The 19,136-nt window shown below is 63.1% G+C and carries 16 protein-coding genes and 1 tRNA gene; 9 read left to right on the top strand and 8 right to left on the bottom strand.

Going from position 1 to position 19,136, the window contains the following annotated elements; genetic code table 11:
* Positions 1-78: 78 nt before the first annotated feature.
* The gene (locus J2W40_RS10710; protein WP_310224555.1) at positions 79-918 is read right to left on the bottom strand and encodes an SDR family oxidoreductase; all 840 of its coding nucleotides are present in this window, start codon (positions 916-918) and stop codon (positions 79-81) included.
* Positions 915-1,520, bottom strand: a complete 606-nt coding sequence (gene folE / locus J2W40_RS10715; RefSeq protein ID WP_310224557.1) for a GTP cyclohydrolase I FolE — start codon at positions 1,518-1,520, stop codon at positions 915-917. The genes J2W40_RS10710 and folE overlap by 4 nt, the downstream gene beginning before the upstream one ends.
* Before the next feature lie 156 nt (positions 1,521-1,676).
* On the opposite strand from folE, the gene J2W40_RS10720 reads away from it, so the two are divergent.
* The gene (locus tag J2W40_RS10720; protein WP_310224560.1) at positions 1,677-2,285 is read left to right on the top strand and encodes a nucleotidyltransferase family protein; all 609 of its coding nucleotides are present in this window, start codon (positions 1,677-1,679) and stop codon (positions 2,283-2,285) included.
* Here the strand turns inward: J2W40_RS10720 and J2W40_RS10725 are convergent.
* Positions 2,277-3,947 carry an MFS transporter gene (locus J2W40_RS10725; RefSeq protein WP_310224562.1) on the bottom strand — a complete coding sequence of 557 codons (1,671 nt, stop codon included), beginning with the start codon at positions 3,945-3,947 and terminating at the stop codon, positions 2,277-2,279. The genes J2W40_RS10720 and J2W40_RS10725 overlap by 9 nt on opposite strands.
* A 173-nt stretch (positions 3,948-4,120) precedes the next feature.
* On the opposite strand from J2W40_RS10725, the gene J2W40_RS10730 reads away from it, so the two are divergent.
* The 5 genes from J2W40_RS10730 to pgl all read left to right on the top strand — a co-directional run bounded on the left by J2W40_RS10730 (position 4,121) and on the right by pgl (position 9,841).
* Positions 4,121-5,329, top strand: a complete 1,209-nt coding sequence (locus J2W40_RS10730) for an acetyl-CoA C-acetyltransferase (protein ID WP_310224564.1) — start codon at positions 4,121-4,123, stop codon at positions 5,327-5,329.
* A gap of 100 nt (positions 5,330-5,429) precedes the next feature.
* Entirely contained in the window at positions 5,430-7,607 is a 2,178-nt protein-coding gene (locus J2W40_RS10735; RefSeq protein WP_310224566.1) for a 3-hydroxyacyl-CoA dehydrogenase NAD-binding domain-containing protein, read from the top strand.
* A 67-nt stretch (positions 7,608-7,674) separates the two neighbouring features.
* Positions 7,675-8,673 (top strand): UDP-glucose 4-epimerase GalE, encoded by a 999-nt coding sequence (galE, locus tag J2W40_RS10740; protein WP_310224568.1) that lies wholly within the window; start codon positions 7,675-7,677, stop codon positions 8,671-8,673.
* Positions 8,670-9,146, top strand: a complete 477-nt coding sequence (locus tag J2W40_RS10745; protein ID WP_310224570.1) for a YbaK/EbsC family protein — start codon at positions 8,670-8,672, stop codon at positions 9,144-9,146. The genes galE and J2W40_RS10745 overlap by 4 nt, the downstream gene beginning before the upstream one ends.
* A gap of 5 nt (positions 9,147-9,151) precedes the next feature.
* Positions 9,152-9,841 (top strand): 6-phosphogluconolactonase, encoded by a 690-nt coding sequence (gene pgl, locus J2W40_RS10750; RefSeq protein ID WP_310224572.1) that lies wholly within the window; start codon positions 9,152-9,154, stop codon positions 9,839-9,841.
* On the opposite strand, the gene J2W40_RS10755 is transcribed toward pgl, so the two are convergent.
* Positions 9,831-10,493 (bottom strand): uracil-DNA glycosylase, encoded by a 663-nt coding sequence (locus J2W40_RS10755; protein ID WP_310224574.1) that lies wholly within the window; start codon positions 10,491-10,493, stop codon positions 9,831-9,833. The genes pgl and J2W40_RS10755 overlap by 11 nt on opposite strands.
* Before the next feature lie 23 nt (positions 10,494-10,516).
* Here J2W40_RS10755 and folK point away from each other — a divergent pair, with 23 nt between their 5' ends.
* The 3 genes from folK to J2W40_RS10770 all read left to right on the top strand — a co-directional run bounded on the left by folK (position 10,517) and on the right by J2W40_RS10770 (position 12,541).
* Entirely contained in the window at positions 10,517-11,014 is a 498-nt protein-coding gene (folK, locus tag J2W40_RS10760) for a 2-amino-4-hydroxy-6-hydroxymethyldihydropteridine diphosphokinase (RefSeq protein WP_310224576.1), read from the top strand.
* A gap of 42 nt (positions 11,015-11,056) precedes the next feature.
* Positions 11,057-11,132: transfer RNA gene (locus tag J2W40_RS10765), tRNA-Lys, on the top strand.
* 158 nt (positions 11,133-11,290) lie between these two features.
* A complete protein-coding gene (locus J2W40_RS10770) occupies positions 11,291-12,541 on the top strand; it encodes a hypothetical protein (RefSeq protein ID WP_310224578.1) in 1,251 nt (416 codons plus the stop codon).
* A 113-nt stretch (positions 12,542-12,654) separates the two neighbouring features.
* Here the strand turns inward: J2W40_RS10770 and J2W40_RS10775 are convergent, their stop codons facing one another.
* From J2W40_RS10775 to J2W40_RS10790, 4 genes are all read right to left on the bottom strand, one after another.
* Positions 12,655-17,046: a thermonuclease family protein gene (locus J2W40_RS10775; protein WP_310224579.1), complete on the bottom strand. Its 4,392-nt coding sequence runs from the start codon at positions 17,044-17,046 to the stop codon at positions 12,655-12,657.
* Positions 17,047-17,156: 110 nt separating this feature from the next.
* The gene (locus tag J2W40_RS10780; protein ID WP_310224581.1) at positions 17,157-18,035 is read right to left on the bottom strand and encodes a hypothetical protein; all 879 of its coding nucleotides are present in this window, start codon (positions 18,033-18,035) and stop codon (positions 17,157-17,159) included.
* Positions 18,036-18,246: 211 nt separating this feature from the next.
* Positions 18,247-18,705, bottom strand: coding sequence for a hypothetical protein (locus tag J2W40_RS10785; RefSeq protein WP_310224583.1), 459 nt, complete (start codon positions 18,703-18,705; stop codon positions 18,247-18,249).
* The gene (locus J2W40_RS10790; protein ID WP_017182094.1) at positions 18,702-18,851 is read right to left on the bottom strand and encodes a ribbon-helix-helix protein, CopG family; all 150 of its coding nucleotides are present in this window, start codon (positions 18,849-18,851) and stop codon (positions 18,702-18,704) included. Before J2W40_RS10790 ends, J2W40_RS10785 begins: the two co-directional genes overlap by 4 nt.
* Positions 18,852-19,136: the final 285 nt, after the last annotated feature.

Genomic DNA, 19,136 nt, shown 5'->3' on the forward strand with positions numbered 1-19,136 from the left:
AGGATCAATTATCCACTCTGCTCTATGGACAAGCGACGCCATCCGCCACCCCCTTGCGCCCTAGCACTTCCGCCAAGCCTATCGGCACAGATGCATGAAGTCCCGGTCATAGCTTTTGAGGTGCGCGCCGCCATCGACATAGAGCGTCTGCCCCGTCACCGCAGTCGCATCGGCTAGATAGAGCACAGCCTGCGCGATCTGGTCGGCCTGCGGCAACCGGCCAAGCGGCATCATCGCTTCCAGCCGGGCCATCTGGTCGGGATCATAATCGGGCGTCGCGATGGTCAGCCCCGGCGCGACCGCATTGACCCGCACCTTTGGCGCCAGCGCATTCGCGCTCGTCTGCGTCAATCCCGCCAGCGCCAGCTTGGACAGCGTATAGGCCAGCTGGTCGCCATGGGGATGGTCGATCCGCTGGTCGAGAATATTGATGATGCAGCGATCACCCGTGCCCGCCGGTACGGTCGCAAACGCCTTGGTTAGCATCGTCGGCGCAGCGCAATTGACGGCATAATGGCGCATCAGGTCATCCGCCGTCACCGTGTCGATCCGGTCCTGCCCGAACATCGCGGCGCTGTTCACCAAAATGTCGGGGGGACGACCGAACCGCTCAGCGACCCGCGCGATCAATTCCTCGGCATTTTCCGGGTCGGCGAAATCGACGACAAAGCCATCCCACTCCGTGCCCTGCGCCTCCAGCGTCAGCGCCAGATGGGAATCGAGCCGCGTATCATGGCTGCCATGGATCGCAAGCGAATGACCGGCCTTGGCCAATGCCCCGCTTATGATCCCGCCCAGCCGCCGATGACCGCCCGTGACCAGCGCGAGCCGCTTGGTCGCCAGCGGCAACGGACCGACCGGTTCCACCGTCGGCCGCGCGCTGCCCAACGGACGATAGGGACGTTCCTCTTCGCTCATGAACCGATGAGCTTCAACACTTCCTCGCGCGACTTTTCATCGTCGCGGAACACGCCCAGCATCCGGCTCGTCTTCATGATGACGCCCGGCGTGCGAACACCCCGCCCCGTCATGCAGCCATGCGTCGCCTCGATCACCACGGCCACGCCCTGGGGTTTCAGATGCTCCCAGATGCAGTTGGCGACTTCGGACGTCAGCCGTTCCTGCACCTGCAACCGGTTGGCATAGGCATGCAGCACGCGCGCCAGTTTGGAAATGCCCACCACATAATCACCCGGCAAATAGGCGATATGCGCCTTGCCGACGATCGGCGCCATATGATGTTCGCAATGCGACTGGAACGGAATATCCTTCAGCAACACGACATCGTCATAGCCGCCCACTTCGTGGAAGATGCGCGACAGATGATAGGCCGGATCATCGCCATAGCCCCGGCAATATTCGCGCCACGCCCGCGCGACCCGCTCCGGCGTTTCCACCAGCCCTTCGCGTTCCGGCATATCGCCCGACCATCGGATCAGCGTGCGGATCGCGTCCGCCACTTCGGACGGAACCGGCTCCTTGCCGTTGCCAACGGTTTCCGCATCGGGATCACATGCCATGAACAGCGCCACTCCTTCTTAATTGCCCCGCATATGAGGATTTGATCCTGTAATGGCCAGCCCTTTCGGGATGACTGGACATGGTATCGCACGGGTGGCAAATCGGCACCGAACGGGATCGTGAACGAACAATAATGACCTTCAAACACCTACCTCATGCGCACTGAACGGATCGCCGCCGTGCTTCTGGCCGCGGGCATGTCGTCCCGCTTCGGCGAAGACGACAAGCTGATGGCCGACCTGCGTGGCAAGCCCGTCGCGGCGCATACTTTGGAAACCGTCGCCTCCATGGCCTTTGCCGAACTGGTCGCGGTGGTCCGGCCTATCGACGTCGCCCCGGTCCTTCACCGCAAACTGGATCGACGGGGCTATACTATCATCGTCAATGACCGCCCCGAAGACGGCATTTCGGGCAGTATCGTGCGCGCGGTCGAACATCTCATGCCCATCAACAGCGTGCGCGGCATCCTCATCTGCCTAGCCGACATGCCCGACGTGCCGCAAAGCCATTATAACCGCATCTGCCTCGCGGCCGAGGATATCCGCTCGGTCGTCGCCAGCACCGACGGCTTCTCCTCCTCGCCCCCCGCCTTCATCGGCCGCAAGCATTTCCCCGAACTGCTGCGTCTGCGCGGGGATCAGGGCGCGCGCGCCTTGCTCAGCCATGGCCTTCAGATCGACACCAGCGTCGGCATCCTTCACGATATCGACACGCCGGAGGATCTGGTGAGCAGCGTGCCGCCCCTATCCGGCGGCTCAGCTTGACCGGGTCGGGTCGGTCATCGCATCGGCCATCTCGCGCGGATCAGGCGCGCGGCTGAGCGGCAGCGATCCGGTCTGCCGTTCCAGCATCCGATGCACCACCGGCGGCACCGGCCCGGTATGCAAGGCCCAGATGGCATCGCTATTGGCGATGTCGGCGACGGTCCGCCGCTGGTTATGCCGCACATAATCCAGCCAGGTCGACACATGATAGCGCTCGATCCACAGTTCAGGATCGCTCAAGTCCCGCATCAATGACCAGCCATGCGCGCCATCGCGCCGCCTGATCCGCCGCCGCTCGCTCATCGCGGTCAGGAACGGCACGACCGATCCCACCGGGATGCGATATTCGATCGTCACCACCACCGGCCCGCTGCGCGGTTCGACCGGCACCGCCGTATCCGGCTCCCGCCATCGGTTCTGCAGGTCCAGATTATCGTCGCCAATCTGCGGCAGCGGACGCATCAGGCCGATCAGCGCCGCCACGAACTGCACCGCCGCCGACGCATAGAGCGCCTCGACCACGCCCTGGCTTTCCGCCAGCCAGCCAAATAGCCAGGCCCCGATCGCCATCCCGCCAAAAGCGCTCATCTGGTACAACGAAACCGACCGCGCCACCACCCAGCGCGGCGCGGACATCTGCACCGACACGTTGAATGTCGACAGCGCCGTGACCCAGCCGAACCCCGCCAGCAGATAACCAAGCAGCGCCAGCCCCAGCCAGCTGCTCATGCCGGTGATCGCCGTGCCCAGCGCCAGCATCAGCGCCGCATAGCGCACGATATGTTCGACCGACAGCCGCGCCCGCAACTGCCGGGTCGACAAGGCTCCCGTCACCGCCCCCAGCCCGAAGGCGCCGCTCGTAAGGCCGAACGTCAGCGCACCGCCCCCCAATATATCGCGCGCCACCAGCGGCATCAGCGCCGATACCGCGCTCGCGCCAATGCCGAACACCGCCGCGCGCAGCAGCACCAACTGGATATTGGGCGACATCGCCACATAACGAACCCCCGCTCGCATCGCCAAGGCCAGCCGCTCGCGCGGCAATATCTTTGGCGGCAGCTCCGGCTCCCATCGGAACAGCACCACCAGCAGCCCGACATAGCTGACTGCATTGGTCAGGAACGCCGCCGCCGCCCCTGCGGTCGCGACGATCACGCCGCCCAGCGCCGGGCCGACGCTGCGCGCCAGATTGAAGCCCATCGAATTCATCGCCACCGCGCTCGGCAATATCGCGCGCGGCACCATGTCACCGACCGCCGCCTGCCAGGCCGGACCATTAATCGCCGTCGCGCAGCCCAGCGCAAAAGTGAACGCCAGCAGCAGCCAGGGCGTCATCCACCCGGCCCAGGCCGTCACCGCCAGCATGGTCGACACCACGAGCATCCAGCCCTGACAGGCGATCATCACCTTGCGCCGGTCCAGATTGTCGGCCACCGCCCCGGCCCACAGTGACAGCAGCATGATCGGCAGCGTCGTCGCCGCCGGGACCAATGCGATCAGCATCGGCGAGGCCGACAGCGAAATCATCATCCACGCCGCGCCCACCGACTGGATCAGCCCCCCGAAATTCGACGCCAGGCTCGCCATCCAGATCGCGCGAAAAGTGGGGATGGAGAAGGGCGACGGCGCGTGAGGAGACTCGGCGGGGGACACGCCCCCCATGAAGCGGAATTGGACCGCAGCGTCAAACCCGCAACGGGCGCAAACTGCCCCTACGTCACGGCCAGTAAGGGCAGAAAAACATATTTCCCGCTTGCACTTTACGTAAACGTAAATACATTCAGTGCCGGTATCCGATGCGCCCGGCAGGGGCGACCCACGGAGAGGAAAGCCACATGGAAGCTTATATTTACGACGCCGTCAGGACACCCCGTGGCCGGGGCAAGCCGGACGGTTCGCTGCACGAAATCACCCCCATTCAACTCGCGACCCAGGTGCTGGAGGCGATCCGTGATCGCACCGCGATCGACACCGTCGATGTCGACGATGTCATTCTGGGCTGCGTCACGCCAGTCGGCGAACAAGGCGCGGACATTGCCCGCACCGCCGTCCTCAACGCCGATTATGCGCTGACCACGCCGGGCGTCCAGGTCAACCGCTTCTGCGCCTCCGGCCTCGAAGCCGTGAACATCGCCGCAGCCAAGGTGCTGTCTGGCGAAGCCCTGTTCGCCATCGGCGGCGGCGTCGAGTCCATGAGCCGCGTGCCGATGGCATCGGATGGCGGCGCGCTCGCCATGGACCCGGCGGTCGCGTACAAAACCTATTTCGCCCCCCAGGGCATCGGCGCCGACGTCATCGCCACCAAATTCGGCATCAGCCGCGACGACGCCGACGCCTATGCCGTCGAAAGCCAAAGGCGCGCCAAGATGGCGTGGGATGAAGGCCGCTTCGCCAAATCGATCGTCCCCGTTCGCGACGTGATGGGCCAGGTCGTTCTCGACCATGACGAACATATGCGGCCCGAAGCCACGATGCAGTCGCTCGGCGCGCTCAAGCCCGCCTTCACCGCGATGGGCGAGGAAATGCCCGGCTTCGACACCGTCGCCCTGCTGCGCTACCCCGAACTGGAGCGGGTCAACCATATCCACCATGCCGGCAACAGCAGCGGCATCGTCGATGGCGCGGCGGCCGTGCTGGTCGGTGGCAAGGATATTGGCGACAAATACGGCCTCAAGCCCCGCGCGCGCATCCGCGCCATGGCCTCGATCGGCTCTGAACCGCTGATCATGCTGACGGGCCCGGAATTTGTCGCGGGCAAGCTGCTTGCCCGTGCTGGCATGACCACGGCCGACATCGACCTGTGGGAACTCAACGAAGCCTTCGCCAGCGTCGTGCTGCGCTACATGCAGGCGATGAAGCTCGACCATGACCAGATCAACGTCAATGGCGGCGCGATCGCCATGGGCCATCCGCTGGGCGCAACCGGCGCGATGGTGCTGGGCACAGCGCTCGACGAACTGGAACGGTCGGGCAAAGGCACCGCGCTCATCAACCTGTGCGTCGGCGCAGGCATGGGCACCGGCATCATCATCGAGCGTATCTAACGCCATCATTCCCCCTCCCGCAGGCGGGAGGGGGTCAGGGGGTGGGCCAGGCCGACGATAGCGTCCGGTAGGTCGCCTCCAAGGAATCGGAGAGAGCATCATGCAGACCATCGCATTCACCACCGACGCCGACGGCATCGCCACGCTGACGATCGACGTCCCCGACCAGTCGATGAACGTCATCGGCCCGGACTTCCTGGCCGATCTCGACGCCGCCATCACCCGCATCGCATCCGAGGACGCGATCAAAGGCGCGGTCATCGCGTCGGGCAAGGACAGCGGCTTCATGGCCGGCATGGACCTCAAATATTTCGGCTCCATGCTCGCGACCAAGGATGGCAGCCGCTCCACACCCGCCGCCATCTTCGACCAGGTTTTCGTCCTTAACCAGCTCTTCCGTCGCCTCGAAACCTGCGGCAAGCCGGTCGCCTGCGCGATCGAAGGCACCTGCGTCGGTGGCGGTTTTGAACTCGCCCTCGCCTGCCATCGCCGCTTCGTCGGCGACAGCAGCAAGACCCAGCTTGGCCTGCCCGAAATCCTCATCGGCCTCTTCCCCGGCGGCGGCGGTTCGCAACGCCTGCCGCGCCTGATGGGCGTGCAGGCCGCGCTCATGTATATGCTGCAAGGCAAGCTGTTCCGCCCTGCCGAAGCCGCCATGCTCAAGGTGGTGGATCAGGTCGTGCCGCAGGGCACGGCGGTCGAGGCGGCACGCGAATGGGTCAAGGCGAACCCCAGCGCCAACACCCAGCCCTGGGACGTCAAGGGCTTCAAATTCCCCGGCGGCGTCGGTCAGTTCAACCCCGGCTTTGTCCAGACGATGGTCGGCGCGCTGCCCATGACGCTCAAGCAGACCCAGCGCAACATGAACGCCCCCGTCGCCCTGCTCTCTGCCGTCTATGAAGGCGCGCAACTTCCCTTCGACCGCGCGATCCGCATCGAAAGCAAATATTTCGCCAATGTCGCCGCCGATCCGCAGGCAAGCAACATGATCCGCAGCCTGTTCGTCAACAAACAGGCCGCCGAACGCGGCGCGCGTCGTCCGAAGGCTGAACCCAAGGCGCCCACCATGAAGCTCGCCATGCTCGGCGCAGGCATGATGGGCGCTGGTATTGCCACCGTCGCCGCACAGGCGGGGATGGAGGTCGTCCTGTTCGACCGTGACATCGCCTATGCGGAAAAGGGCAAGGCCAATGTCGAAACGGTGCTCAAGAAGCGCCTTGGCAAAGGCATGACGCCGGAGAAGATGGCGGCAACGCTCGCCCGTGTCACGCCCACCGCCGACTATGCCGATCTAGCCGGTGCGGACTTCGTGATCGAAGCCGTGTTCGAGGATGTGGCGATCAAGGCCGAAGTCACCAAACAGGTCGAAGCCATCCTCGGCCCGGACGTGATCTTCGGCTCCAACACCTCCACCCTGCCGATCACCAAGCTAGCGAACGCCTGGTCCAAGCCCGCCAACTTCATCGGCGTCCATTTCTTCTCGCCGGTGGAAAAAATGCCGCTGGTGGAAATCATCCTCGGCAAGGAAACCGGCCCGGCCGCCATTGCCAAGGCGCTCGATTTCGTCGCCCAGATCAAGAAGACGCCGATCGTCGTCAACGACAGCCGTGGCTTCTACACCTCGCGCTGCTTTGGCACCTATGTACAGGAAGGCGCGGAACTGGTCGCCGAAGGGATCAACCCGGCACTCATCGAAAATGCCGGCAAGCAGCTTGGCATGCCGGTCGGCCCGCTCGCGGTCAGCGACGAAGTCTCGATCGAACTGGGCTATAAGGTCATGACGGCGGCGAAGAAGGAATTGGGCGACGCCTATGTCGTACAGCGTTCCGACGATGTCATGACGCAGATGGTCGAGCGCGACCGGCTGGGCCGCAAAAATGGCAAGGGCTGGTACGACTATCCCGAAGGCGGCAAGAAGATGCTGTGGTCGGGCATTGCCGACCTCTTCCCCCGCGCCGATGATCAGCCCGATGTCGAAGCGGTAAAGGAACGCCTCCTCTATCGCCAGTTGATCGAATGCGCCCGCTGCTATGAGGAAGGCGTGCTGGAAACGTCGGAAGATGGCGACATCGGCGCGATCTTCGGCTGGGGCTTTGCGCCTTATACAGGCGGTCCCTTCGCGCATATGGACACGGTCGGCATCGCCCATGTCGTGGGTGTGCTGGACCGGCTGAGGGCCGCCCATGGCGACCGCTTCGCCGCCACCGAACAATTGCGCGCCATGGCCGCCACCGGCGCAACCTTCTACCAGTCGGTGCCAGACCGCGCGGCGGCATGATCGGACTGTAAATCTTAACGACGCTAAGCTACGTCTCCCCGGCAGCAGTTGGGGAGACGTTTTTCTTATGCGCGAAAAGCCGACGATAATGGTCACGGGCGGCGCTGGCTATATCGGCAGCCATGCCGTGCTGGCGCTCAAAGACGCGGGCTATGGCGTCGTCGTGATCGACAATCTCGTCACCGGCTTCCGCTGGGCGATCCCCGACGACGTGCCTTTCGTTCAAGGCGACATTGCCGACCAGCCACTCGTCGAAGCCACGCTGCGCGACCATGGCATCACCGCCATCATGCATTTCGCCGGGTCCGTCGTGGTGCCGGAATCGGTCGAAAACCCGCTCAAATATTATCATAACAACAGCGCCAAGACCCGCGACCTGATCGACAGCGCGGTGCGCGTCGGCGTGCCCCATTTCATCTTTTCCTCCACTGCCGCTACCTATGGCACGCCCGATGTGGAAGCGGTGCGGGAAGATACGCCGCAACAGCCGATCAATCCCTACGGCATGTCCAAGCTGATGACCGAATATATGCTGCGCGACGTCGCGGCAGCGCATCCGATGAACTTCTGCGCGCTGCGCTATTTCAACGTCGCGGGGGCCGATCCGCAGGGGCGCACCGGCCAGTCGACGGCGGGCGCGACCCATTTGATCAAGGTCGCCGTCGAAGCCGCCTTGGGCAAGCGTGAGAGCGTCGCCATCTTCGGCACCGATTTCGCCACGCCCGATGGCACGGGGGTCCGCGACTATATTCATGTCAGCGACCTCGCCGCCGCCCATGTGCTGGCGCTCGAAGCCTTGATGGCGGAGCCGGATCGCAATCATCTGCTCAATTGTGGCTATGGCCGTGGCTTTTCGGTGCTGGACGTCCTCGACGCCGTAGACCGGGCCACCAACAATCCCATCAAGCGCATCATGGCTCCGCGCCGGGCGGGCGATCCCGCCGCGCTGATTTCGGACAATCGCGCCATCCTTGCCGCCTTCCCCTGGCAGCCGCGCTATGCCGATCTCGACCTGATCGTCGCCCATGCGCTCGCCTGGGAGCGCGCCCTGGAGACTCGCGCATGAGCGAAGCCTCGGTCCGCGCTTTCTTCGCCGCCAATGCGCCTGACGTCACGATCATCGATCAGGGCATCAGCACCGCCACCGTGCTGGAAGCCGCCGCCGCGCTTGGCGTCGAGCCCGCCCGCATCGCCAAGACCCTGTCCCTGCGCGTTGGCGACCAGGTGGTGCTGGTCTGCACCCGCGGCGACGCCCGCCTCAATAATGGCAAGGCCAAGGCCGCCCTTGGCGCAAAGCCCCGCATGCTCGGCGCGGATGAGGTCGAAGCGATCACCGGCCACCCGGTCGGCGGCGTCTGCCCGTTCGGTCTGACCGCTTCGCTTGCGATATATTGCGACATATCTTTACAAGCCTTCGACACCGTCTTCCCCGCCGCCGGTTCTCGCACCACCTCGGTCGAACTCACGCCCGACCAACTCGCCGCCTTGACCGGCGGACAATGGATCGACATCTGCACCCTCCCGGAAACAGGGGATTAATTTCCATGCCGACCGAACATCATTTCACCGACAGCGCCGAGGCGGCCGCCGACATCGCCATTCGCATCGCCACCACATTGGAACAAGCCATCGCCACCCGCGGCGTCGCGACCCTCGCCCTGTCGGGAGGCCGCTCCCCCCGCCCAGTACTCGAATCATTGTCCGCTTCGCTGTCCGATTGGCGCAAGGTCATCGTCACCTTGGTCGACGAACGCTGGGTCGATCCCACCGACCCCGACAGCAATGAAAAGCTCGTCCGCGACACCTTGCTGCAAGGGCCAGCCGCCGCCGCGCGCTTCGTGCCGATGAAAAATGCCGCCGCCGACGCCTATCTCGGCCAGCCAGCGGCGGAAGCGGACTTCGCCGCCCTCCCCTGGCCGCTCGACATCATCCTGCTCGGCATGGGCGATGACGGCCACACCGCCTCGCTCTTCCCGCAGGCCAAGGAACTGGACGAAGGCCTCTCCAGTTCCGCGCTGACCATCGCGGTCACGCCACCCGCCGCCCCGCACCAGCGCCTCTCGCTCACCGCCCACGCCATCCTGTCCAGCCGCCACATCTTCCTGCAGATCAGCGGCGCCGCGAAAAAAACCGTCTATGATCGCGCCATAGCGGGCGGCCCTGTCGAGGAATTGCCGATCCGCGTCGCCCTGTGCCAGGACGCCGTTCCGGTCGAGGTGTGGATCAGCCAGTAAGCCCGGCCAGTTCCACCGCCCGCGCAAACACCGCCTCGAACATCTCCGCTGTCAGCCGCCCGGTATTCTGGTTGTAGCGCGAGCAATGATAGCTATCGATCAGCATCCGCCCATCCGGCATGCGATGCTCGGCGAGATGGGCAAAGCGCGCCTTGGGCAATCGCCCACCCAGAACCTTGACCGCTGACTGATGCGCGATCTGGCCAAGCGCCACGAACACCCGCGCATTGGGCAGCGCAGCCACACCCTGCGCCAGAAACGGTCGGCACCGATGCACTTCGTCGGGAACCGGCTTGTTCTGCGGCGGCAGGCAGCGCACGGAATTGATGATGATCGCGTCCTTCAGCACCAGCCCATCATCGACCCGTGCATCATAGACGCCCTCGGTCAGCCCGAACTTCGCCAGCGTCTCGAAGAATAATAGGCCCGAATCATCCCCGGTAAAAGGTCGCCCCGTCCGGTTCGCCCCCTGCTTGCCCGGAGCCAGCCCGATGATGCCGATCCGCGCCAACGGATCGCCAAAAGCAGGCACCGGCGCATTCCACCAATCGGGATGTTCGACGCGGCATTCCTCGCGCAAGGCGACAAGGCGCGGGCAGAGCGGACAGTCGCGCGGCGGTTCGGTCGGTTCAAGGGGGCTTTCCAGGATCATGGGCAGCAGATAGGCGCTGATCCATGGCCGACACAAGCACGCACATCTATGCCCTGGCCTTGGGGTCCAACCGGCCGCTCTCCGCAACCCGCACCCCTGCGCGCCTGCTGGACCAAGCCGTCGCGCTGATCGGCCAGCAGATGCGCATCATCGCGCTCGCCCCCACCATCGCAACAGCGCCAATGGGACCATCCTCGCGTATCTATGCCAATAGCGCGCTGCTGGTCGAAAGCCCCTTGCCCCCGCCCGCTTTGCTCGCCCTGCTCCAGTCGATCGAGCACAGGCTCGGCCGCCGCCGCTATCGCCGCTGGGGCGCGCGCAGCGTCGACATCGACATCATCCTCTGGTCGGGCGGCATCTGGCGCAGTCGCCTGCTCACCATCCCCCATAGCGCCTTCCGCCAACGCGCCTTCGTCCTGACCCCGCTCGTCACCATCGCACCGCGCTGGCGCGATCCACTTTCGGGCCTCACCGTCCGCCATCTGCACGCCCGCCTGCAAAAGCCTGCGCGAAGAGGTTGACCATCGCCATCGCCGCCATTAGGGCGACCTCCACCGCTAAACGGGTCCATAGCTCAGTCGGTAGAGCAACTGACTTTTAATCAGTAGGTCGCTGGTTCGAACCCAGCTGGACTCACCACCGCAGAAATGCGTGGTTTTTTCCCTGATCGAGACTGCCAAAAATGGCGTTGGATTTGGCCCTAGTAATCACCCGGTAATCACGGTGCAACTTTGCCTAGCTTGCATGGGCGGCTAACACAGTTGTCTCCGAGCGAGCTTCAACGCACATTACCACGCATGGAATTTTCCGAATCATGGCGCGTCGGGTTCGAGCTGGAGTTAGTTCTCGGCGATCTTGGAGACGTTCGATTCGAAGCGTTCGCAGAAGATCCGATGGACGTTGCCAGCACCGACTATTGCCAGGCTGTAGCGCGGCAACTCAGCGGGTTTACAGGTAAGCGATGGCTGGCGGCGCAGAAGAAGCAGCGTCATAATGGCTACTTCGTTTATCCAGAATATGACTTGGACCCAATCGATTGGTCGGACGGGCTGGTCGCTGGTGTAGAGCTTGTCACCCCTCCACTCCGGATGCCAGATGCAACAGAGGTTCGCGATCAGATTGCCGACTGGGTTTACGAGGTCGAAGGAGAGATTAATACCTATCCAAACTGGCTATCACTCTCGTCTGGCTGGCATATCAATATTGATCCGGGCAACGATGATAGGCATTTGGATATACCCAAGCTCCTGCTGGGTGCAGATGAGCTGCCCCTTCTGCTATCATCACAGCGCCTGCCGTCAAAATACGCCTCACCCCAGCGGCACAGCTATGGGGTGCCACTGCTTCGGTATTTCCAATCCAAAAGCGCGCGCCCACTTCTCGATATCGATCTAGATAATTTTCTTATGCACTATGGCGGTCGCGGCAAGCGGTACGCCATGAACCTCGACAAACTCGACTCCGGGTATCTCGAATTAAGGCATTTTGGGTCAGAATGGTTTTTTCGCGGCCAATCGCTACTTGAAACGCTATCGTCATTCTTCGCGGCAGCGGAATGCACACGAGCCAGCCATCAGGCTAGAGAGCATCGCCTTCTTGCGACTTTCGGCCTGTTAGCAGAATGGACACGCGAAATAGTCCCATCGATTACCTATGGATGGAACGAACAAGGACATCCTGGCATCAACATGGTGCACGGCGAAATACAATTTGACGGCGAGACTTTAGCAGACGCACGGTGGAGCGGCACGGCCGACTATGTCCTTAAGTTGAAGTCTGGGAAGCCAGGTCCCACGATATTCGATCAAGCTTTTACCGATATGCCCCTTAGCCTCGCGGTTTTGGCGCTTGATGTAGCCGAAATTAGAGGGCGCAAACTTGGCGCGATTCCCCTAGCAAATTCGGCATTTTCGCGCGCTGTGGATAGACTGTCTGTAGCGTTAAAGAAAGCAGGCTTGATAGAACCGCCGCCACTGGAGCAATCCGTGTTTTGGACCAAGCCGCCGCAAGACCAAGAACGTGTCGGTTCCGAAACTGGGCTGAATTGAGTGCCAGTAATCCGGCATTTGCGACCAACTAGATTTAAGTTCAAGATTGGGGCTAACGCTTCCCAAGCTGACGACGGGGGTTCGCATAGTCACCCCTAGAACGGCCTATCAACCTACTTGGCATCTTGAAATGCCGCCCATGGGTCACTCTGCACGGCAGGCTGGCCGAACATGCCCCGTTTGACCGATTTGCGGCCTTTGCTCACCAGTCCGCGAATATCGTCCTGCCGGTCCTCTTGTGGCTTGGCCAGCCAATCGGGTGCGGCCAGCATTTCGGCAATACCGTTATAGCTCAACGCGCCAGCCTCTTCACGAAACCGGCCATAGTCGGCAGATGACATGCCATCGCGCCGGAACGCTGGCACCGTCAAACCCTGATTGAGCAAAGCATTGTTAACCGGATCGTCCTTACGGGTCGATAGCCAGACCGGCGACAGAATGTCAGGTCCAAGCCCGCCTTCACTGGTCACTGCCTGCCCCCACACGTCCCTTTGTTCAGGTAGCGAGCGGGAAACGCCCGGCACGCGGCGTTTGATGGCATCGAGGACGGTTTCCGCTTCACGAAGCGTGGGGTCGGTTGTGCGCGCAATCTGGGCGACACCGGCAGGCACAGCGAGCGATCCCGCCGTTCGCTTCATCCACCCACTCGCGTAACGACCCGGATCATTCACCGCGTCCACCAGATCGCCAAGGCCCGAAAGCCATGTTTTGGACGCAAGATTCTGCATGACGGAGGCAGTGACCAGTAGCGGAATATCCTCCTTCTGCTTTTCCGTCATGTGATCCTGCAGCTCAACCATTCCCGCGACAACGCCGAGCGTAGAGGCGAACGGATCGAGGCGCTGATAGCTGACATATCGGTCACCTACCTTGATCGAATAGGGCTGCCACCCATCCGCGCGAAGCAGCGCGCGCGCCTTTTCGTCCGCAGGGCCGTTGCCCGTAATCAAACCGTCGGCGGCCATCTGCGCGACCAGTGCGCCGACACCCGACCCGACCAGAGCGCGCGCCATGGCAAGATCGCGCTTCGCACCACCCGCCCGAAAATCACGCCGCCATTCCTTGACGAGCGGCGCGGCAGGGGAACGCTCCAGCGCGAATTTCAACAAGTTGGTTGGCGTCCGAACGAATGGAAGAACCACCTTCATGGCGGGACTGGAATTGCTCAGCATCGTGGCAGCGGTGCCTACCTTGCCAAGCGGTCGCTGGAAGGTGAGATAGCGGCCATAGTCAAAAGCCTGCTCCAGCATTTCGTCAGTGGGATTGCTCACCAGTTCCGCAACGCGACGCTTGCCCTCGTCGCCGCCTAAACCTTCCGCCGCTGCCTTGCGGACAGCCAAGCCGTTCAGTTCCATGCGCCGGGCCATGCCCTTGAACAGTTCATCAGCCGATGACAGCAATCGTGTTGGCGTGCGGATGACCTTACCCGCCATGCCGCCGATTGCGTCCTGATGCACGGTATCGACCTTATTAGCGAAGTCAGATGCCTCTCCCGTCCTAAGCGTGCGCGCGGCCTGCCGAAGGCCATCCTTCACGCCCTGCACCAATCCGACAGAGCGTGCGCCCAGTTCAGAAAACAACACGCGATCGGCAACCTTGCCCCGCGCCGCGACATTGCGGACGCCACCAATGCCAGCGGCAATCGCATGTTCGGGAATCTGCGCGAGCGCCGTCATCGTGTTCGACACCGCGTTGACGACATGGGTTTGTGGACCCGACAGGAGCGAGTTGATCCAAAGCTCTTTGAACTTGTCGCCCCAGCCCGGCTTGAGCGCGTCGCGCGCCGCACGGTTCAGTGTGCCGGGATCGCTTGCCCCGTTTTCAAGGATAAGATCGGCAGCTTCCTTGAGCCGCCCTTTCCCGCCGCCGCCTTCCGCCAATGCGTTCAGGACATTGCCCCGCACATTGCGACCATCGGCAACCATGCGGAATTGGGCGAGCGTGCGCCCGGCCTCTGCGGTCGCCCCTGCGATTTGCTCCTGTATGGCGACGTGACGGACGAGCGCTTGGCGGAAAGCCGAGAGGGCTTCTTCGCCGGGATCGTCCAGGCGCTGGATTCGGCTCGCCATGTTCACCAGTTCGTTCCCAGACTTGGCGAGTATCTGCCGGGCGGCAAGCGCCTCCTCTGCATTGAAGGCCTGCCCCTTGCGCCGCGACAGCAGGCTTTCCGGCGTCATGCCCAATTCGTCGGCAAGGCTCTGCGTTTCGGCCTGGGTAATGCGACCCCGGCGCGCAGCGTCAAAGCCGCCCGTCATCTGTTCCGCCTGCACCAGCGCACGCTTGATCGACTGGGGGCTGTCCAGATTCGACAAGCGGATATTGCCCGCAAAGTCGGGTGCCTGATCGCCCCATTCCTCGTAGGCCGGCACGGGGGGCTGATTGGCCTCCAGATCGTCAAGAGTGACAGGCTGCCCGCGATCCTCTGCGAGAGGCGCGCCTTGTTCCCGTGAGCGCTCGACCGCAAGACGCTGCTCACGCGCAGCATTGAAAGCGTCCACTTCCGCCATGTCCTCGACGCGGAACGTGCGATTGATGCCTCTGTTCGACCCGTCCAGAGCATCGAGAAATTCGGGGATCGTGGGGCGGCTGTCGTGATCAGGGAAATAGCCCGAACGCCAGGCCAGATCGGCGGCTTCATCCAGCGTCATGCCGTTCTCATCGTCCAGCAACTTGCCGAAGCGCCGTTCGCCGCGCGCAAAGTCCAGATCGCGCCCTTCGTTGCGCAGATCGAGGGACCGCAATTCACCCTTATGATCGATAAGGCCGCCACGGGTGCGAAGGAAGGTGATCAGATCAGCCGGACCACGCTTAGGTAGGGTACGCAGCGGATCGTCACCCCGGAGTAGCGCGCGGCTTTCAAGGGTCGCTGCTTCATTCGGAGCTTTGACGGTCGGATAAAGGCCGTCGCTGATTGACGCCGCTTCGTCCTGACTGGCCACCACATTGGACGGCAAGGGCAGAATGTCCGATGGCTGGACCTGCTCCGCCTGACGCATACGCTCCATGTCGCTGGCAGGATCGAGCATCGGGCGAGCCCTATTGTTCACGTCGATGCGATCCACGAGGCGTGGCGACGACATGGAGGGCATTGCCTCCCGCCCTTCGCTCGCCATGTCAGCAGAACGCGCGCCGGGCTGTGGTGCGATCTTGAACGCCTGATCAACCCCCTGGCCGGGCACCTGCTCCACCGCCGCTTCCGCAACCGTGCGCCCCCTGATGCGGTCCAGCGTCTGCCGGGCCAGGGGGCCTACCTCCTGCGCCAGCGCACCGGAGCCATAGCCCAGAGCGCCGCCGACCCCAGCGCCGAGCGCAGCGGATGGGAGGCGGTCAACGATACCACCCTCTGCCTGCCCGAACCCGGCTAGGCCGCCCTCAATTGCCCCGGCACTCGCCAAGCGCTGGCGAACAGCGGCCTTTGCTGCCCCCTCTGCGGCGAACCGCGATCCACCGGCGCGCATTGCCTGCCGAGCAGCAGCCAGTCCGACGCCTTCCACGGATGCGCCAGGAAGCGCGATGCCGCTGGCAAGTTGACCACCGAAACGGGCATAGGGATGCTCCTGATCATCATAGGCAAGGATACTGCGGTTCTGGCCGATGTTGTTGCCGAGAATGTCCGCAAAGCGCCGATCGCTCGACCAGATGTTTTCGCGGCCCGGTGTCAGGCCAACCGTATCCACCACGCCGCCCATTTCATCGAGCATGTTGATCGGATCGGACAGCCCCCGAACGGCAGACCCAACCGCCCCATCCCCGTTATTGGTCAGGACGCGGGGAAGGTCGCGATAGATTACGTCCTTGCCGACCGTGACGCCGGGCTTGCTCCGATCAGCGAGAAAGTCGGCAATGTCGCTCTCGTCAATCTGGAAACCATTTTTCGCCGCGAACGCCTTGATGTCGTCGGCGGTGCTGGCCGGATTGGACGTGATGGCCAGATAGCCCGCCGCAATGTCAGGCCTCAACCCTTGGAATGGCGTCCGATCATCGAAGAACACGGCAACACTTTCGCCCTTCCGCCCCGGCTGTGGCGCTGCCCAAGGGTCAGGCTCGCCCTTCCGAAATGAAGCAGGGTTTTGGAAGTCGCCCGCGTGTGCGCCGCGCCGGTTCAGCCGCGCCAGCCGCTCAGCCTCCATATAGGTGCCGAAGCGTTCCGGATCGGCACGGAGATATTCTGGCGTCGCCAGTCCATAGCCCTGATCGAGTATCCCCCGCCCTGCGTCCTGCCCATCCACGGACAGCGTAGCGACGGGCCGTCCATATGTGCTGCGCCCTGTTGGAGTGACCGTTGCATCAGGTCGAAGATAGGGAAGCAGCGCCGCGCGTGCATCCTGCCCGATCGGTCGCAGATCCCGTCCGAATTTACCTTGCTGTTTCAGCTCAAACGCATCGACGCCCAGCAGGCGCGCATTCTGGCCTGTGTTGAGGCGGAACGTATCACCGTCATACGCTTCGCCGGTAGCGACAAGCGGCGCACCGGGCGCGACCTTCGGCGGACCAGCGAACGCCATGCCTGCCCGTTGTTTTGCTTTGCTGCCGCCTGCATCGGGATATGCGGCCCATGGATCAGGGGCAGAAGAAGCCTCGTCCGGAAAGTCGGCCCAAGGATCACGCCCCGCCATTAGCTGACCACCTTGATGCGACCGTCTGGTGTGCGAAACCGCGTGCCTTTGGGCAGCTTGGCGGCTTCGGCTGGCGTGCGGACAGTGGGAAGCGCCCCGCCGCCTCCACCCGTGCCAGCGGCAGCGCCACCGGCCCGCGCGCCGCGACCATAGAGCGATAGCACCTGCTGCTCGCCGGGCGTGAGAGGTTTGCCCGCCGCCACCTTGGACAGGATCGGTGCATAGACGTTGCCCGTCGTGCGCGGTGGACGCCCGTTGCCGCTCCCGCCGCCGCCAGCGGCCGGACGAGGATGAAGATTGGAATAGGTCGGCGTCTGGCGCAGCGCCGCCCTGTTGCCATGACGCACCCCCTCCAGCGAGACACGATTACCTTGCCGAAGGTTCTCTAATTCCTGACGGCCCTCAAGAGCGGTGGGGCCATTCGACCTCAGCACAAAATCTTGCACAGCCTCGTTGTATTCATCGCTGCCAGGCTCAAGCCCAAGCAGGCTGGCATACTCCTCAAAATCGGCCGGCCCGTCATAGATCGTCTGCGCGGAACCCGTGACAGGATCGAACATCACACGATCGCGGCCGGACATGAAATATTGCGGCTGCGCCAGCTTGGCGTCGCGGTCCTGCTCCGCCCATGCGCGATCCTGTCTGCGTTGGGCGTCAAGCCGCTCCCATTCCGCTTGCTGTTGACGCTGGCGATTCTTGTTTGGGCCGTAGGTTGGCTGCATGCCTGCCGCGCCTGCCATACCATCAGCGAGAGCGCCCAGCACGTCACGCCACGCGCCATCGCTATCGAAGAACCCAGCCTTGGGCTGCTCCAGCTTCGGCATCATCGGGATAGGCGGAGCCTGCCCCGCATCTTGCAGGGGAGTATCCAGCGGCATCGTTGATAGCGCGGGAGTTTCCGTTGTGCCGTTGGCAGGCCGCGCGGGAGGCGCGCCGCGAAACGCCATGCGGGCAGGACCGGGAGGAACCGAACCGGCCAGATATGCCGGAGCTTCCATGCCCCCGATCGGCTTTGCGCCGGGCAGATCGTCGCCAATGCCAGGCGTGCCATAATAGGGGGGCGGCGCGAAGAATTTGCGGCGGTTAGAATTAGCGCCCAGCATCGACCATCTCCGTTATGTCACGCGCCTGCCTGAGAATGCGAGGAGGAACCTGTTCAGCCAGTTGGTTCAAGGCGTTCGCCACTTCCTCATTCCCGTTCGAAGCGAGACGATCGAGGATTGAGAACGCTTCGCTCAGCATGTCATTGCCGTGCGTTTCGCCCTCCCGATGGCAACCCCAATATTCGGCCAGATAGGCCAGCGCGGAGGTGAGAATGACGGCATCATCGTCATTCCCGTGGCTGGCGGCCAGCCGCCCCCAGAACATGGCTTCCAGAGAATGGGCGTGCGCCTCGGCAAACGAACCGGCGCACGCCTTTTCGTGCATTTCGCGCAGGCAGCTATCCCGTAGAAGCCGCTGGGCAGATATGTCGCCGGTCGCGCCCGCAGTGATATAGCTGGCCATTTCGCCGCCAAGCGCAGCGTTGGGGTCAATGCCGGGCGTCATGCAGCGTCTCGCACTTCCCGACGCACCGCATGACGCAAAAGCTCGGACAGGCTCATCCCCTCCTGCTTCGCCTTCGCTGTAGCCGCTGCCAGCAGGGCATCGCTGACCCGGAACCGGACAGCCGCATTGTGAACATGACCGCGCATAATAGCCTCCTTAACGGGTATCTAGATACCACTTTTGGGCTACAAGAGATAGTCAATTTCGTTCCCAGGAGATCGTGTGCAGGATTAAAATCATATGCGAATCGTTGTTGTGACGTTCGATTCGCTATCATTCGCGACGAGGCCTGACGCCATGCCGCTATCCGATTGGGAACTCTGGGCCTGCGCCCAGCAGGTGATCAAATAGCACAAGGCCAAGGCCCCGCTGCATTGCGCCTTGCGCATCGCCGAGCTGGCGACATGCGGGGATTAGGACGGAGTGCAGAC

This window comes from Sphingobium xenophagum (genome assembly GCF_031457465.1).
Taxonomy (GTDB): domain Bacteria; phylum Pseudomonadota; class Alphaproteobacteria; order Sphingomonadales; family Sphingomonadaceae; genus Sphingobium; species Sphingobium xenophagum_A.

Bases quoted from the DNA above. Each gene is read 5' to 3' on its own strand.
- J2W40_RS10775 (WP_310224579.1), bottom strand. From the start codon at position 17,046: ATGGCGTTCGCTGGTCCGCCGAAGGTCGCGCCCGGTGCGCCGCTTGTC.
- J2W40_RS10780 (WP_310224581.1), bottom strand. From the start codon at position 18,035: ATGCCGCTGGATACTCCCCTGCAAGATGCGGGGCAGGCTCCGCCTATC.
- J2W40_RS10720 (WP_310224560.1), top strand. From the start codon at position 1,677: ATGCGCACTGAACGGATCGCCGCCGTGCTTCTGGCCGCGGGCATGTCG.
- J2W40_RS10790 (WP_017182094.1), bottom strand. From the start codon at position 18,851: ATGCGCGGTCATGTTCACAATGCGGCTGTCCGGTTCCGGGTCAGCGAT.
- galE (WP_310224568.1), top strand. From the start codon at position 7,675: ATGCGCGAAAAGCCGACGATAATGGTCACGGGCGGCGCTGGCTATATC.
- J2W40_RS10735 (WP_310224566.1), top strand. From the start codon at position 5,430: ATGCAGACCATCGCATTCACCACCGACGCCGACGGCATCGCCACGCTG.
- pgl (WP_310224572.1), top strand. From the start codon at position 9,152: ATGCCGACCGAACATCATTTCACCGACAGCGCCGAGGCGGCCGCCGAC.
- J2W40_RS10710 (WP_310224555.1), bottom strand. From the start codon at position 918: ATGAGCGAAGAGGAACGTCCCTATCGTCCGTTGGGCAGCGCGCGGCCG.
- J2W40_RS10770 (WP_310224578.1), top strand. From the start codon at position 11,291: ATGGAATTTTCCGAATCATGGCGCGTCGGGTTCGAGCTGGAGTTAGTT.
- J2W40_RS10745 (WP_310224570.1), top strand. From the start codon at position 8,670: ATGAGCGAAGCCTCGGTCCGCGCTTTCTTCGCCGCCAATGCGCCTGAC.
- J2W40_RS10730 (WP_310224564.1), top strand. From the start codon at position 4,121: ATGGAAGCTTATATTTACGACGCCGTCAGGACACCCCGTGGCCGGGGC.
- folE (WP_310224557.1), bottom strand. From the start codon at position 1,520: ATGGCATGTGATCCCGATGCGGAAACCGTTGGCAACGGCAAGGAGCCG.
- J2W40_RS10755 (WP_310224574.1), bottom strand. From the start codon at position 10,493: ATGATCCTGGAAAGCCCCCTTGAACCGACCGAACCGCCGCGCGACTGT.
- folK (WP_310224576.1), top strand. From the start codon at position 10,517: ATGGCCGACACAAGCACGCACATCTATGCCCTGGCCTTGGGGTCCAAC.
- J2W40_RS10725 (WP_310224562.1), bottom strand. From the start codon at position 3,947: ATGGGGGGCGTGTCCCCCGCCGAGTCTCCTCACGCGCCGTCGCCCTTC.
- J2W40_RS10785 (WP_310224583.1), bottom strand. From the start codon at position 18,705: ATGACGCCCGGCATTGACCCCAACGCTGCGCTTGGCGGCGAAATGGCC.